The following is a 16,572-nucleotide window of genomic DNA, read 5'->3' as shown; positions in this document are numbered from 1 at the left end:
ATGACAAGAGTTAATCGCTATGAAAAAAAAAGAAAAAAGAAGTACACTTAAAGAATTAATAAACCAAAACACTTATTTATTTTCCTATACTCTTTTCGCTAATCATTACCCAAAAGGAAGTAAAAAATTAAGAGTATTATTATTTTTTATTATTGGCTTTACAACTATTAACACATTTAGCCAAACCAACTTTATAATAAATAGTTTTTCTGACAAGTATAAAGGAATGATAACGCTTGAAAAAGGCCTTAAAAATGAAATTATAAAAAAAGGAAAAACTACAATTATTGATATAAAAACCAATAAGGAGGTTATAGAAATTAAATCGAACGCCTTGCATGTTAACATCGATAAATGTAGAGTTACAACAACAAATGCTTTAAAGCTACCTTATGCTGATCAAAATATTATAATATACCAAGATTTTAATTTTGATGGAATAAATGATTTAGCCATACTCGATGGAGCATATAGTTGTTACGGTAGCCCAACATATCAAATTTACTTAGAAACAAAACAAGGGTTAAAACATAGTCCTGAATTTACCCGATTAGCACAAGAGTATTGTGGAATGTTTAAACCTAATTACAAAACTAAAACTATTCACACTATGATTAAGAGTGGATGTTGTAGATTCACAGACACTTATTTTAAAATAATTAACAACATTCCTAAGCCCTTTTTAATAGTTGAAGAAAACCCTATTTTCAATAATACAGAAGAAGGTTCAATTTCTATATCTCCTTTTAGAAAAAGAACTAAAACAACATGGAATGGAAATAAAAAAAGTATAGAAATTACAAAATATATTAATCTAGAAGAAGAAGAAATCACTAAAATAACCTCATTTAAACTTATAAAAAATCAAAAACAAGTTGTAGTGTTTAACGTAAATAATCGAATGCTATATTACGCATTAATTAAACCTAATAAAACAATTGAATTTTCGTACCCGATAAAATTGAGTTTAGAAAAATCAGATTTTAAAATTAATAAAACTGAAGATAAACTAACCTTCAATAACAATGGAGCAACTTATAAAATATACAACACTCACCATCAAAACAAAATAATTAAGATAGGAATAATCGTAGAAATTAACGGAAAAACCTATAACTTAAAAGGTGATGTGAACTCTTTAACAGGTAGTTTAAAAAACGTAAAGAAAGTAAAGCTTTATAATGTAGTAAATGAATAAACTTCATAAGAGTAAAAAAGATAAGCTTAAGATAAGTTTATTAGATTAATAGTTACGCTAATCATCAATATTCTTCACTCCGAAGAAGCATTTATTTTTAACAAACCCCTCCCTTTTTCACCAAAACAACCTATTTAGTTAAAGTGATAGTATTTCGAACCACAAACTCAAACTACCATTACTTATAATTACACTAATTTTTATCTAACTAAGAAACAAAAACAGACAAACAAGTTTCAAGTAATTGTCTCTCTCAACACACATCAATAAACAACTCACTTTAATACGATACATAAAAAACACCTTTCACCACACCTCTATTCTGATAATAAAAACCAAAAAACAGCTTCACTACATAACCAATTTTTATCATAATTTTTAAAATAAAATTAAAAAATAAACACATACACATACGATATTACCAATAACAATACTAAAATAATACAGATAAAGCAATTAACAGTATGTTTACTGAAAATTAATAAAATTTTAACGGGGAGCTATCTATTAATTAATTCAAAAAAACATTTCAATGAGAAATAATTTTACTATTGTTCTATTTATTTTGGTTTCTGCTTTACAGTCCAAAATCTACTCACAATCAAAACGCGCTTGTAAAGCTAGTATTCAAAATGAGATTTATTTTAAAAATCATCCTGAAGCGAGAAAAGAATATATTGAGTTCAACAACTATTCAAGAAAAATATCTAAAAAACAAAAAAGTAAACTAGCTAGCACTTACACCATACCTGTTGTTTTTCATGTTTATGGTGAAGTACAAAATGGTTTAACTGTAACTACTGATAAAATTAAAGTAGCTTTACATAAAATGAATGAAGACTTTCAAGGTTTAAATGCTGATTTTGCAACTGTTGATGCACAATTTGCGCCTATAAAAAGTACTTTAGATATTGAATTTAAATTAGCACAACTAGATCCTAACGGAAATTGTAGTAGTGGTGTTGTTTATTATGATGAAAAAGCTGGTTATGGTGGAACAGGTTCTAATGCTGCTGTTGCTGCTGATGCATGGGATAATTATAAATATGTTAATGTATACATCCAGAATGATTTATATGGTGATGGTGCTACAACAAACTCTGGTGTAGCTTGGTATCCAACTACATGGATGTCTGATGACGGTATTGCAAGAATTGTATATAATGGTGCTTATTTACATGGAAATGCTAATAGTGATGAATTTGCTTCTGTATTAACACATGAATTTGGTCACTTTTTTAACCTTATACATACTTTTGATGGCGGCTGTACACTTCCTAATGATGAAGTAGATGATACTCCTGCCGAAGCAGAATCAGTAGTTCCTGATGGATCTTGTACACCTAGTTTAAATTGTTTTAATGAAAATATTAACTACGAAAACTACATGGGGTACAATGGTGCTGCATACGGTTGTTATAGTATGTTTACAAAAGGACAAACAGATCGTATGTTAGCTGCATTACAACATGATGCACGTAAAACATTATGGACTGCTCAAAACTTAATAGATACTGGTGTTAATAACACTGGAGGATCTTTAGTTGTAGATACTAACGATATTAAAGAATTAGTTGCTAATGATGGTAGCTTTAATAAAACAGTAAATGTTACCCTTGATAACGCTAATTTCTCTGCAGCTTCAGGCTCTCTTACTGAAAATACAGATTATACTTTAGCTTTACCTCAAGGTTTAAATTCTTCTATTCAGATTACTTCTTTAACGACTGCTATATTAACCATTGCTGGTACAGCAAGTAGTCATTTAGTAACAAACAATGAAACTAAAAATTTAAGTTTTAATGTTTCTTCTTTTTCTGGAGCTTCTAATTTATCTTGTACCTCAATCAGTTTAAATTTAAAATTTTATAATCCTTTTGAAATTATTTATGAAAATATTGCCGATGTTTCAGCTACAACAGGAGCTACATGGGATAACCTCAACTTAACTCTTATTAATGGAAACAACAATTATGGTACTTGGGTATATGTAACCAAACATTTAAAAATTGAAACTTATGGTAAAAAATTAGTTACAAATACTGGCACAAGAGATATTACTCTTTTAAAACAAGGTAATCTTATATCTACAGCTAGCAATTTTACTGCCCCAGAAGACTATCCTGGTCAATTAGATATGAGATATGACGGATATACTGCTTGGGAAGGAAAAACAGGTTATATTGGCTTTACCACAAATCACAATGGTGAAATTATTAACGGGTGGATGAAAGCTAGTGTTTCTGACAACGGAGAAACTTTAACTGTTTATGAATATGCCTTTTCTACTAAACCAAACGGTGACATTACAGCTGGTCAAACATTAATTGACCCTAATGCGGCTGAATTACTTTTAACATCTAATACTGCCTCTGAAAGTTCAGGTAATAATGGTAACATTAATTTCGCTACAGAAATTAATATTTCTGGTGCAGCCCAATTTAGCAATAAAACATTTGTAAATGGTGTAGATTTTACCACTACAGCACCTAGCAATTATAGTCTTAAAGTTATTTATGTAAACAGCACGGAAGTTAAATTAGTAGCTGTTGGTACAGCTATAAATCATACGGAAGCAAACAACACTTCTTATAACGTAACTTTTAATACTTCTGCTTTTAACAATGGTTTTACTAACATTATAAACTATGCTAATAGTATCGACATTAATTTTATTGATCCTTACACTATAATCACAGGAACACTTAATGAATCTGTAGATAGTGCTTCTGCATGGGACTGGTTTTATATTCCCGAATTAGATGGTGCATATTATGACTATGGTTCATGGTATTTTGGTGCTAATCATTTAAAAATAGAAACATATGGTAAAAGATTAGTTACAAATGCTACTACCAGAAACATTACACTATTAGAGAATGGAGAATTAATTTCATCAACTAGTAACTTTACTGCTCCTGGAGCATACCCTGATCAATTAGATTTATATACTTCAACTCATACTGAATGGAGTAACAGAACTGGTTATATCGGTTTTGAATCTCAATATAAAGGTAAAACTGTATATGGATGGTTAAAAGTTACTGTAGCTGCTAACGGAACAGGATATACCGTTAATGAATATGCTTTCTACAACAAACCTGAAAGCCCTATTGTAGCAGGTAGTACTACATTACCTAACACTATTACATGGACGGGGACTATTGATACTAGCTGGACCAATCCTGATAACTGGAGTACAAATACCGTACCTACAATTACTAGTGGAGTTATAATACCAGCAAATGCTAATATGTTTCCAATAATCGATTCTCCAACTACAATTGGCGCTGTTATTATTGAATCTGGAGCTTCTTTAATTACAAATAGCGAATTAACTGCTACTGTTACTTATAATAGAAATTTAGCGACCAATAATTGGTATTTGGTAAGTTCACCCTTAAAAAATGAGACTATAACCAACTTATTAGATAACAACGTTTTTGCTTTAGGGACTGGTAATAATATTGGCTTAGCTCCTTACCAAAATGATGGAACTGCTTGGAACTACCAAAACGCAAACACTTTAGGAAATATTACTTCAGGAAAAGGGTATTCTGTTAAACTTAATTTAGCAGCTGACCTTAAATTTACAGGGACTACAAATTCAACTACTGTAACTTATCCTGTTACAATGAACACAAACAGTTACAACCTAGTAGGAAACCCTTATACTTCTTACATCAATTTAGGTGATTTTTTTAATGCGAATCCTTTAAACACAGTTGTATCTGAAGCTACAGCTTGGGTATGGAATCAAACTACTAGTAGTTATGATTTAAAATTAGCGGGTATTGATGGAGCCTTTCAAATAGCTCCAGGGCAAGGTTTCTTTATTAGTGCAAGTGCAAACTCAAATGTAACTTTTGATAAAGCTAATCAATCTCATACTTCAGGTACTTTTCAAAGACAATCCAACTCTAAAACTCAAATTAACATAACAGCTACAGCTAGTAACGGCACTACTAAAACAACCAAACTATATTACCTAGAAGGAGCTACCACTGGCTTTGATAATGGATATGATGGTAGTACTTTTAAAGGAACTAAAAGCAACTTTAATTTTTATTCTCAATTAGTTAATAAAGAGAATAATAAAGAATATGCTATTCAATCTTTACCTAAAGAAAACTTAGAAACAACTATTGTTCCTGTTGGCTTAGAAGTAAACACAAATCAAACAATTGTCTTTTCTGCTGAATCGTTTAATTTACCTAGTGATACGCAAGTTTATATAGAAGATAAAGTTAATAACAAATTCATTAACTTATCTAAAGAAAAATATAGTGTATCCTTAAAGAAAAAAGCGAATACACCTAGTCAATTCTTTATACACACAACTTCTAATAAAATTAACAATGATAGACATACTTTAAGTAACATATCTGTGTACCAATCTTCAAAAAACCAATTAACTATTAAAGGGTTACAAGCTAAAAATAACTTAATTAAAATCTACTCTCCAATTGGTAAAACGGTTATGGTTAAAGCCTTTAAATCTAATGGAGTTACAGCAATAAACTTACCTGAAATTTCTTCTGGGATTTATATTGTAAATGTAACTAGTGAAGGAGAAAAGATTAATAAAAAAATTATTTTAAAAAATTAAGAAAAGAATTTTAAGATGAAAAAACAAAATATATCTAAAGACACAAATATAACTCGTGGCGAAGCTTTAAAAAAAATGGGGAAATATGGTAAATACGCTGCTTTAACAGCTATTGGTACCTACCTTGTATTAAACCCTCAAAAAGCACAAGCATCTAGCCCCGAAGCACCAGGTAATGGTTTTTAATTAAAAGACAATTATCATAAACTTTAATTTAGCTCCAAGAACTTAAGTTCTTGGAGTTTTTTTGTTGCTATATTAAAAACTCAAAATAAGAAAAAAGTTTTTTCATATTAAATGAAAAAACCTCTTTTAAATACCCCCACAAATAGTACAAAAAAATACTAATAATTAAAAAGAACTACAAAATTGAGATTTCGGCACGATTATTGGATTTAACAAAGCTTTAACATAAACTACAAACTATGATGAACTATTTACAAAACAGTTTAAATTGGTGGGGAAATTGTTAAATGAAAAAGAAAGAAAAACTCGAAGTATGCTAGCTTCGAGTTTTGTTTTATAAAAATAATAAGTAGTAACTAATTTATCTAATTAGCTTTCTGTATTTAATTCGTTTTGGCATTAAATCTCCACCTAAACGTTTCTTCTTGTTTTCTTCATATTCAGAGAAACCTCCTTCAAAGAAATAAACTTCACTATTTCCTTCAAAAGCTAAAATATGTGTACAAATTCGATCTAAAAACCATCTATCGTGACTAATAACAACCGCACAACCTGCAAAGTTTTCTAAACCTTCTTCTAATGCTCTTAGTGTATTTACATCTAAATCATTCGTAGGCTCATCTAATAATAGCACATTTCCTTCTTCTTTTAAAGTCATTGCTAAATGCAATCGGTTACGCTCACCACCAGATAATGTAGAAACTTTTTTGTTCTGCTCACTTCCTCCAAAATTAAAACGACTTAAGTAAGCACGAGAATTTACTTGCTTTCCTCCCATCATTACTAAATCTTGCCCTTCAGAAAAATTTTCCCAAATAGATTTATCTTGATCAATATTAGAGTGCGCTTGATCTACATAGGCAATTTTAGCAGTTTCACCTACTTTAAAACTTCCACCATCAGGAGTTTCCTCACCCATAATCATTTTAAAAATAGTTGTTTTACCTGCTCCATTGGGACCAATAATTCCAACAATTCCTGCTTGTGGTAAATTAAACTCTAAATTATCATATAATAATTTTTCTCCAAATGCTTTCGAAACACCACTAGCTTCAATTACATTGGTACCTAAACGAGGTCCATTAGGAATGTATATTTCTAATTTCTCATCTGTTTGTTTCTGATCTTGACTCATCAACTTATCATAGTTCTTCAAACGTGCTTTTTGCTTTGTTTGACGTCCTTTTGCTCCTTGACGAACCCATTCTAATTCTCGCTCTAACGTTTTCTGACGTTTAGAAGCTGTTTTGCTTTCTTGCGCCATTCTTTGAGATTTTTGATCTAACCAAGAAGAATAATTCCCTTTCCAAGGAATTCCTTCACCTCTGTCTAATTCTAAAATCCAACCTGCAACGTTATCTAAGAAATATCTATCGTGCGTTACAGCAATTACAGTTCCTTTATATTGTGCTAAATGATGCTCTAACCAGTGTACAGATTCTGCATCCAAGTGATTGGTAGGTTCATCTAATAATAATATTTCTGGTTCTTGTAATAACAATCTACATAAAGCAACTCTTCTTCTTTCCCCTCCTGATAAGTTTTTAATTGGAGTATCACCATCTGGAGTACGCAATGCATCCATAGCAATTTCTAATTTAGTATCAAGTTCCCAAGCATTAGAAGCATCAATTTTATCTTGAAGCTCTGCTTGTTGCGCCATTAACTTATCCATCTTATCAGCATCAGAATACACTTCTTCTAAACCAAACATATCGTTGATTTTATTGTACTCTTCTAAAATAGCTACGGTTTCAGCAACACCTTCTCTTACGATTTCTATAACCGTTTTAGTATCATCTAATTTTGGTTCTTGCTCTAAGTATCCAACCTTATAACCTGGAGAAAATGTAACATCTCCTTGAAAGTTTTTTTCTACTCCAGCAATAATTTTTAATAATGTAGATTTACCCGATCCATTAAGACCAAGGATACCAATTTTAGCTCCATAAAAGAAACTTAAATAAATATCTTTTAAAACTTGCTTATTTGTACTTTGAAAGGTCTTAGAGACCTTATTCATTGAAAAAATGACTTTCTTATCGTCTGACATTTTATTTTATATTTTATTAATTAAACTCGTCCTTTTAAAGCATTAAACACCCAGGCATTCGCAAAAAAACCTAGTCCAACTGCTGCAAACCCATAACCTGCTACTTCATTATATCTAAAAGCTCCTAAACATATTAATAAAAGACCAATTAAAATCATTATAAATGTAGCCCAACTTAGAACCGTGTTTTTATTCATTGCCATGATTTACTTTTTTATAAAAAATGTGAACTACAAATATCGTATTTATTTTATAATTTCTATTTAAAAAAATTGCATAAAAAAACCGCACTAAAAGTGAGGTTTTAAATATAACATTTACTTTTTATTTTCTAGCTAACTTACGCAAAGTAACCCATTGTTTCATCATTTCACGAGCATCGGTTGCTGGGTAACCTACAACTGACTTTCCTGCTGGCACATCTGCAATAACTCCTGATCCGGCACCTACTTTCGCTCCTGAATGAATAGTTGTATGATCTTTTATAGAAGCACTCCCTCCGATAATAACACCATCTCCTAAAGTAACTGAACCTGCTAATCCACTATTTCCTGCCATAATACAAAACCTACCTAGCACAGAATTATGTCCTATTTGAACTAAGTTATCAATCTTACACCCGTCTCCTAGAATAGTAGAACTAAATTTCCCTCTATCAACACAAGAATTAGCACCTATTTCTACTTGATTACCTATTACAACATTTCCTATATGTGGAATTTTTGTTAATCCTTGTTCACTTGGTCTATACCCAAACCCATCTGCACCAATACTCACATTTGCATGAAAAATACAGTTTTTTCCTATTTCACTTCGTTCCCTTATTACGGTACCAGACCAAATAATGGTATTATCTCCAATTATAGAATCATCAAAAATTGAAACATTTGGGTATATAACTACTCCATCTCCTATAACTACGTTTTTACCGATATAACTATTTGCACCTATTGTACATTTTTTACCTAATTTAACAGAACTATCAATTACTGCTGTTGGGTGAATAGCTATTTCAAAATATGGTGCTTCTGGCTGAAAGGCTTCTAATAAAGTAGCCATAGCTAGGTCTGCATTAGCAACTTTTATAAACGCTTTATTTTCTCCTGGTTGAATATCTAATTTATTATCTATAATAGCAGCACTTGCATTAGACTTTTCCCATAAACGTGTAAATTTCTTATTTCCAATAAAAGTAATTTCACCTTTTCTTGCTTTTTCAATCTGTTCTGGAGCAGTAATTTTCTCAGAACAATCCCCTATCAATTCCCCATTAACTAGTGAATTAATTTCTTTTATTGTAAATGATTTCATGTTGATTTCTAGTAGTTAGTTTGCTAAAAATAGTGTTTAATTATTTAACAAAAAAAATCCTGTAACGTACAGGATTTTTTTTGTTAAATATATTAATTCTTATTTACAACTCAGCAGCCAACCTACTCCCTTGATTAATAGCTCTTTTAGCATCTAATTCTGCAGCAAAATCTGCCCCGCCAATTACATGTGTTTTTATTCCTTTAGCCTCTAAAGGTTCTAATAGTTCTTTAAAAGGAACTTGACCTGCACATAAAACTACATTATCTACAGCTAATATTATATGCTCTTCATTTTGAACGTAATGTAAACCTTCATCATCTATTTTAGTGTACTGTACTTCACTTATAAAATTTACTTTTTTCTTTTTTAAAACAGAACGATGAATCCAACCTGTAGTTTTACCTAACTTACTACCAAATTTACCTTTACTTCGTTTAAACATAAAAATTTCTCTCGGTGATGGATGAATATCTGCTTTCACATTCTCAATACCTGCTCGAGCTTTCATTGTTTTATCAATTCCCCATTCTTTTAACCAAGCATCTATATTTTGAGAAGTACTTTCACCTTCATGTGCTAAATATTCTGAAATATCAAAGCCTATTGCTCCTCCACCAATAACAGCTACACGCTTTCCTACTGGTTTTTTATGCTTAACAACATCTATGTAACTTAATACTTTATCATGCTCTATACCTTCTATTCTCGGTGTTCTCGGTATTATACCTGTTGCTAATACAACCTCATCAAATTTCTCGTTAACTAAATCATCAGCAGAAACTCTTGTATTTAATTTTAAGTTTACATTATGAAGCTCTATCTGCTTATTATAATATCTAATTGTTTCGTAAAATTCTTCTTTACCAGGTATTTGTTTTGCAATATTAAACTGACCTCCTATTTCGCTTTCAGCATCAAACAAAGTAACTTCATGCCCTCTTTGTGCTGCTATCGTTGCTGCAACTAAACCTGCTGGTCCTGCACCTACAACTGCTATTTTTTTCTTATTATTAGTAGGTAAGTAATTCAATTCTGTTTCGTGGCAAGCTCTTGGGTTTACCAAACAACTCGCTACTTTCTTTTGAAATGCATGATCTAAACACGCTTGATTACATGCAATACATGTGTTTATTTCATCATCACGTTCTTCTTCTGCCTTATTTACCCATTCTGGATCTGCTAAAAATGGACGTGCCATCGAAATCATATCTGCATGCCCTTCAGCTAATACTTTCTCTGCTGTCTCTGGCATATTAATTCTATTAGAAGTTACTAACGGAATTGATAATTCTTCTTTCATTTTTTGTGTTACCCAAGTAAATGCTGCTCTTGGTACTGATGTTGCAATCGTAGGTATTCGTGCTTCATGCCAACCAATACCTGTATTAATAATGGTAGCTCCTGCTTTTTCAATTTCTTTTCCTAACTGTACAACTTCTTCCCATGAGCTTCCTTGCTCAACTAAGTCTAACATTGATAATCGATAGATGATTATAAAATTTTCACCTACAGCTTCACGTATTTTCTGAACTAACTCTACTGCTAAACGGATTCTATTTTCATAACTTCCGCCATAATTATCTGTTCTTTTATTTGTTCTTTTTACTATAAATTGATTAATTAAATAACCTTCAGAACCCATAATTTCAACTCCATCATAACCTGCTTCTTTTGACAACTTAGCACAATTCACGAAATCTTTTACGGTTCTACGAATTCCTGATTGTTTTAAAGCAAATGGTTTAAATGGATTAATTGGGGCTTGTATTTTTGATGGTGCAACTGTTACTGGGTGATAACCATAACGACCAGAATGTAAAATTTGCATACAAATTTTACCTCCTGCTTCATGTACTGCATCTGTAATTATTTTATGCTCTCTAGCATGTTTTTTCGTACTCATTCTTGCCGAAAATGGTGCTGTCCAACCTTGAATATTTGGTGAAATCCCACCCGTAATAATCAAGCCTACTCCACCTCTAGCGCGTTCAGCATAATACTCAGCTATTCTTTCTGTTCCATTTTTCTCTTCTTCTAAACCAGTATGCATAGAACCCATTAAAATTCGATTTTTTAATGTTGTAAAACCCAAATCTAATGGTTCAAAAATATGTTTGTACTTCATAATCTTAATTTAAATTTATTATGCATGCATAATACTTTGCAATATACAATTTTTTAGAAAACAAAAAACTCAAGTATTTTTAATAAAATACTTGAGTTTTTTTAAATTTAAAAAAAGATCTACTTAACAGATACTAATATTATTTTGGTAATACTTTAAACTAAGACAACTAAGTTTTCTTCCACTTCTTTTTTAAGGTCTTCTAAAAAGACATTTAACTGTTCTCTTTTTATACCCGGTACACAAATTATATGTGCTATATTTTCTTCTGAAGCTAATTGATACTTTTTACATATTTTATTAGAAGGTTTCTCTAATACAACAGTTAAGGCTTCATTATTTCTCCATGCCTTTACTCCTATTCTATTAAGTTCTACTTCTAAATACGCTGCCAATTCTTGTGATTCTTTTACTCTATTTTTTAAACCTTCTTTTCCATGTTTTTTTATAAAAGACCACAAAAACAAAGGTGTTAATCCATTACGTGATCCAGTAATAGTAGTATCTAAAGTACCTACATAAGATACAGAGTTAGCTATACGATCTCTATGTTTTCTCTTAACCATTACAATTCCACAAGGAATTGGCCCTCCTATAAATTTATGACCAGATATTGCAATACTATCTACACCCTCTGAAAAATCAAATTTTGGTTTAGGTGTTACAAATGGAGCTATAGTTCCTAAAAATGCGGCATCACAATGTATATAATAATCTTTTATAGCGTACTTCTTAATTATTCTTTTAATCTCATCAAGCTTATCTACAGCCTCAGTCATAGTAGTACCAATATTCAAAAAGAAAATAGCTGGTTTATCTCTACGTAGCATTAATATTTGCTCTAAATCATCATAATCCATTTCACCATTATCTTGACTTCTAACTACAATATTATTTATATTTAATAAATGTAAATTCTTCTTTACACTATAATGTGTTGATTCACTATAATAAACAACTGCATTAGGGTAACTTTCCCTGGCAAGATATAAACCATACAAGTTCCCTTCAGTTCCTCCATTTGTAACATATCCCCATGTTTCTTTCGTATTAGAAGAAAGTATGTCTGCAAAAAAGGAAATACACTCTCTTTCTTGCTCTTTAGTGTCTATTGCTAATGTTGATTCTGACTCAGGATCACCTACATTATTAATACATAAATCTAAAAAAGGAGCGAACTCTTTATAAGAAAAATCTTTCGCCAACGGATATCCTAAAAATGTATTTGTATTCTCACTAATTCTATTATATATCTGATCTATTTTATTCATATATCACGTTGTTTATTTTCCGACACAAAGATAAAAATCAATTAAATAAAACTCATATAAAGCAAAAATTTGAAATATTTTGCTTTTAAAATCATAAATAAAAGAAAAATATACTTTACTTTTATTCTAAATAATCAGAAACAGAAATATATACTATGCAACAATTAGATATTATTGATTTGCAGCTAATAAATGAGCTTCAAACAGACGGAAAACAATCAATAAAGCAACTTTCTCAAAAAGTAAATTTATCAATTACTCCAACACATGAACGTATTAAAAAAATTGAAGCTAATGGTATTATTAAAAAATATGTTGCCATTGTTGATCCTGAATTAATAGACCGAAGTTTGATTGTATATTGCCAAATTACTTTATTGAAACATCAAGATGCAGCGTTTAAAGAATTTGAAAAATATATTAACTCTTTAGATGAAATTATGGATGTTTCATATATAGCTGGTGGTTACGACTTTCTATTAAAAGTAATTGTAAAAGATATTAAAGAGTATGAATACTTTATTTTACATAAAATGTCTCAGCTTAAAATTATTTCAAATATTCAAAGCTCATTTGTAATACGACAATTAAAAAATGAAACTAAAATTACTGTAAAATAAAACCTCTAAAAATATTTTAGAGGTTTTATAAAATATCAAAACTATAAACTAAACTAATATAAATACCCCATTTTACCTTGTTGAAAATCACGCATTGCTTCCATAATTTCAGTTTGCGTGTTCATAACATACGGGCCGTATTGTGCAATTTTTTCTTTAATTGGCTCTCCTGATAGTATTAATAAAACACTTTCTTTTTTTGCTTCTATTTGAATAGTTTCACCATCTTCGTTAAAAGTTACCATTTGTGTTGCTCCTTTTTTTAATGTAGCTTCATTGTTTATAGTAACCTCACCTTCTAATAAATAAACTAAAGATCTATGATGTTTCGAAATATCTATAAACATTTCACCCCTAACTTCAGTTTTCATTGTAAATACATTTACCGAAGTTTGAGTTTCAATTAACCCCGTTTCATTAGCTTGATTCCCTGCTATTATTTTAAGCTGAATTGTTTTGTCTTCATTTATAATTAACGGAATATCTTCACTCTTTATGTGTTGATAGTTTGCAGGCATCATTTTTTTTTCTGCTGGTAGGTTTAACCACAGTTGAATACCTTCTAATTCTCCTCCTTTTTCTACAAATTCTTTTGATGGTCCTTCAGCATGTATAATTCCACGACCAGCTGTTGTCCATTGTACATCACCTGCTTTTACTAACATTTCATTACCTAAAGAATCTCGGTGTAATTGCTCTCCTTTAAATAATAATGTAATTGGTTCAAACCCTCTATGTGGGTGTGGTCCTAGATCAAACGGATTATTAGATTGACTAATTGCATAAGGTCCATAATGATGTAATAATAAAAACGGATCTACATTTTCGATACCTTCAGTAGGTAAAGGTTGTCGTAATTTTATTGGTCCCATATTTACTAATGGACTTCCTACTTTATATTGTATTGATTTTAGTTTTTTCATTGATAATAGTTTTAAATAAAATATTTTCCAAGGAATATATTTTTACAAATTTTTCTCTGTTTTTTTTAGTAATTTCATGAAACTATTTACCTGATTTTATCTAATAAGTCACTTAATTGACCAGCTTCTTTTTCAGTTAAATTTTCTAAAAAATCTAGTTCTAATGATTTATCAATCGTAGCCAATAAGCTCAAGCCTTTTTCTGATATACTTATATAAACAACTCTTCTATCATGTTCACATCGAATTCTTTCTATAAACTCTTTGTCACATAGTTTATCCATTAGGCGAGTTGCATTTGGTGCTCGCTCTATCATTCTATCTTTAATAACTTGAACTTTTATAGCTTCTCCAGCACCTCTTAGAATTCTTAAAATATTAAATTGTTGTGGAGATATTCCGTAGGGTTTAAAAAAATCATTTTCGTTACTACTTAACCAATTTGCAGTGTACTTTATATTGATTAATGCTTTTACCTTGTTATTTTTAAACTTAGATTTTATGTCTTTAGAAATATCTCCCATCTTCTTAATATAACTCTTTTATTATGCTATTAAATTCATCTGTAGTTGGGGTTAAATACACCTTATCATTAACAAATAATGTTGGTACTTTTAGCGCTCCTCCATATAGCATTTTAGTATGCTCACTAGCTTGTTCATCTATAGAAATATCTTTATATTCAAAAACAACATCTGTGCATTTTAAGTAATTTTTAAATGCAACTGAATACGCATGCCCTCTTTTACCGTATAAAACCACTTTCATTTCTCCTAAATTTTTAATACAAATTTAATTAATTTTATTTTATACTCCAAGGAATATAAAGTCGATACAAATATTTTTATTGTAACGAAATTTTAAGCGCTTTGACAGCTTCATTTAATTGTGCATTTAAAGCTGTTTCAATGATAGCACCTTCTTTAAAATTATCATAAAAGCTAGGTAAAGAAAAATCTGCTATTATATTTCCTCCCATGTGTGGAAATCCATTTTTAGCTATTGATAACACAGAAGATCCACCTCTTCCTCCTGGTGATGTAGCCATTAATAACATTGGTATGTTATTCCATAATTTTTGATTGATACGAGACATCCAATCAAACATATTCTTAAATGCTACTGTAAAGTTTCCATTATGTTCTGCCAATGATAAAACAATACCATCTCCTTCTTGAATTAAATCAAAGAATTTTTGAGCGTTTTTAGGTATTCCATTTGCTGTCTCTTCATCTACACCATAAATAGGTAATGGGTAATCATTTAAATCTAAAGTAATTACTTCAACTTCTTTTATTAAACTTGCTGTATACGTTACTAATTCTTTATTGATTGATTTTTTACTATTACTACCTGAAAAGGTTATTATTTTCTTCATCTTTTTTATTTCTTTTATTAATTCAATATTCACTCGAACTATTTGTTTTTATTTAATACTAGTTCGTATTTCTGTTTCTCCTTTTACCATTTTAGCTACGGGACACTTTCCTGCTATTTCTAACAATTTTGTTTTTTGTACTTCTGTAATTTCTTTTTCAAATGAAATTTCTTCAGTCAATGATTTTTTAATTCCATCAGATGTTAGTTCTTCTTTCTGAGTTACATTTACAGTGATTTCACCTACATCCCATTTTTTTCGTTCTGCATACATTCTTAAAGTCATTGAAACACAACCTCCAATTGCTGTTAATAAATACTCTACTGGAGTTGGCCCATTATTGTCTCCACCTCTATCTACTGGTTCGTCTAACACAGCAAAATGATTTCTCATCTTTGCCTCTGCTAAATAGTTACGATTGGTTAAAACAACTTTTGATGATACTTTTGCTGCCATTTTTATATCTTTTTACTATAAATATATGATACAATAAGTAATATCATTGCTATTATAGCCCCCTTTTGTTCACCATCTCCTATCATTACATGGGCAAAAAACGCTAATATAAATGCAAAGAAAAAACCTGCATACGCCCATTCTTTAATTGTTTTATTCGCTACAAACCAAATAGCAACAACTCCTAAAAGTTTTGCAACTGCATACGGATAAATAATATAAGTAGGGTAACCAAAACTTGTAAACATCCCCATTACTGCTTCGTGATTAAATAAATACATACCTGCAGAAAACAACATTAATAATGTTAATAAACCAGTTGCTGAATAATAAATTATTTTGTCTTTTTTCATCTTAATTAACTTTAAGTTTAATACAAAGGTACAAAAATATTTTTTATATTCCATGGTAAATAATATCACGGGTGTTAATTGTTTCA

At 30.3% G+C, this 16,572-nt stretch carries 15 protein-coding genes; 4 read left to right on the top strand and 11 right to left on the bottom strand.

Translation table 11 applies throughout. From position 1 onward, the window contains the following. Positions 1-19: 19 nt before the first annotated feature. The 3 genes from CXF68_RS11435 to CXF68_RS20845 all read left to right on the top strand — a co-directional run bounded on the left by CXF68_RS11435 (position 20) and on the right by CXF68_RS20845 (position 5,993). Positions 20-1,198, top strand: a complete 1,179-nt coding sequence (locus tag CXF68_RS11435; RefSeq protein WP_232771645.1) for a hypothetical protein — start codon at positions 20-22, stop codon at positions 1,196-1,198. 532 nt (positions 1,199-1,730) lie between these two features. Next, positions 1,731-5,807 carry a zinc-dependent metalloprotease gene (locus CXF68_RS11430; protein ID WP_101044783.1) on the top strand — a complete coding sequence of 1,359 codons (4,077 nt, stop codon included), beginning with the start codon at positions 1,731-1,733 and terminating at the stop codon, positions 5,805-5,807. A gap of 15 nt (positions 5,808-5,822) precedes the next feature. Next, positions 5,823-5,993 (top strand): hypothetical protein, encoded by a 171-nt coding sequence (locus tag CXF68_RS20845; protein WP_198553806.1) that lies wholly within the window; start codon positions 5,823-5,825, stop codon positions 5,991-5,993. Positions 5,994-6,354: 361 nt separating this feature from the next. Here the strand turns inward: CXF68_RS20845 and ettA are convergent, their stop codons facing one another. The 5 genes from ettA to CXF68_RS11405 form a co-directional block, all read right to left on the bottom strand. Further along, entirely contained in the window at positions 6,355-8,046 is a 1,692-nt protein-coding gene (ettA, locus tag CXF68_RS11425) for an energy-dependent translational throttle protein EttA (RefSeq protein ID WP_101044780.1), read from the bottom strand. A 20-nt stretch (positions 8,047-8,066) separates the two neighbouring features. Continuing rightward, positions 8,067-8,243, bottom strand: a complete 177-nt coding sequence (locus CXF68_RS11420; RefSeq protein ID WP_232771699.1) for a CAL67264 family membrane protein — start codon at positions 8,241-8,243, stop codon at positions 8,067-8,069. Positions 8,244-8,370: 127 nt separating this feature from the next. Then, the gene (gene lpxD, locus CXF68_RS11415; protein ID WP_101044776.1) at positions 8,371-9,357 is read right to left on the bottom strand and encodes a UDP-3-O-(3-hydroxymyristoyl)glucosamine N-acyltransferase; all 987 of its coding nucleotides are present in this window, start codon (positions 9,355-9,357) and stop codon (positions 8,371-8,373) included. 103 nt (positions 9,358-9,460) lie between these two features. Further along, complete coding sequence (locus CXF68_RS11410; protein WP_101044774.1) at positions 9,461-11,485, bottom strand: NADPH-dependent 2,4-dienoyl-CoA reductase; 2,025 nt, start codon at positions 11,483-11,485, stop codon at positions 9,461-9,463. A 155-nt stretch (positions 11,486-11,640) separates the two neighbouring features. After that, positions 11,641-12,756, bottom strand: coding sequence for a histidine decarboxylase (locus CXF68_RS11405; RefSeq protein ID WP_101044772.1), 1,116 nt, complete (start codon positions 12,754-12,756; stop codon positions 11,641-11,643). A 155-nt stretch (positions 12,757-12,911) separates the two neighbouring features. Here CXF68_RS11405 and CXF68_RS11400 point away from each other — a divergent pair, with 155 nt between their 5' ends. Continuing rightward, on the top strand, positions 12,912-13,376 hold the full coding sequence (locus CXF68_RS11400; protein WP_101044770.1) for an Lrp/AsnC family transcriptional regulator: 465 nt from the start codon (positions 12,912-12,914) through the stop codon (positions 13,374-13,376). A gap of 53 nt (positions 13,377-13,429) precedes the next feature. On the opposite strand, the gene CXF68_RS11395 is transcribed toward CXF68_RS11400, so the two are convergent. The 6 genes from CXF68_RS11395 to CXF68_RS11370 all read right to left on the bottom strand — a co-directional run bounded on the left by CXF68_RS11395 (position 13,430) and on the right by CXF68_RS11370 (position 16,486). Then, positions 13,430-14,299 (bottom strand): pirin family protein, encoded by an 870-nt coding sequence (locus CXF68_RS11395; protein WP_101044768.1) that lies wholly within the window; start codon positions 14,297-14,299, stop codon positions 13,430-13,432. A gap of 86 nt (positions 14,300-14,385) precedes the next feature. Further along, on the bottom strand, positions 14,386-14,823 hold the full coding sequence (locus CXF68_RS11390) for a MarR family winged helix-turn-helix transcriptional regulator (protein ID WP_101044766.1): 438 nt from the start codon (positions 14,821-14,823) through the stop codon (positions 14,386-14,388). Positions 14,824-14,827: 4 nt separating this feature from the next. After that, positions 14,828-15,067, bottom strand: coding sequence for a glutaredoxin domain-containing protein (locus tag CXF68_RS11385; RefSeq protein WP_101044764.1), 240 nt, complete (start codon positions 15,065-15,067; stop codon positions 14,828-14,830). A 76-nt stretch (positions 15,068-15,143) separates the two neighbouring features. Then, positions 15,144-15,677 (bottom strand): NADPH-dependent FMN reductase, encoded by a 534-nt coding sequence (locus CXF68_RS11380; RefSeq protein ID WP_101044762.1) that lies wholly within the window; start codon positions 15,675-15,677, stop codon positions 15,144-15,146. Between the two features lie 48 nt (positions 15,678-15,725). Next, positions 15,726-16,133, bottom strand: coding sequence for an OsmC family protein (locus CXF68_RS11375; RefSeq protein ID WP_064967556.1), 408 nt, complete (start codon positions 16,131-16,133; stop codon positions 15,726-15,728). Between the two features lie 2 nt (positions 16,134-16,135). Further along, the gene (locus CXF68_RS11370) at positions 16,136-16,486 is read right to left on the bottom strand and encodes a DoxX family protein (RefSeq protein WP_101047486.1); all 351 of its coding nucleotides are present in this window, start codon (positions 16,484-16,486) and stop codon (positions 16,136-16,138) included. Positions 16,487-16,572 lie beyond the last annotated feature (86 nt).

This window comes from Tenacibaculum sp. Bg11-29 (genome assembly GCF_002836595.1).
In the GTDB taxonomy this organism is placed as follows: Bacteria; Bacteroidota; Bacteroidia; order Flavobacteriales; family Flavobacteriaceae; genus Polaribacter.
The sequence above is the reverse complement of the archived record's forward strand: the minus strand, read 5'-3'. Positions and strand labels throughout refer to the sequence as shown.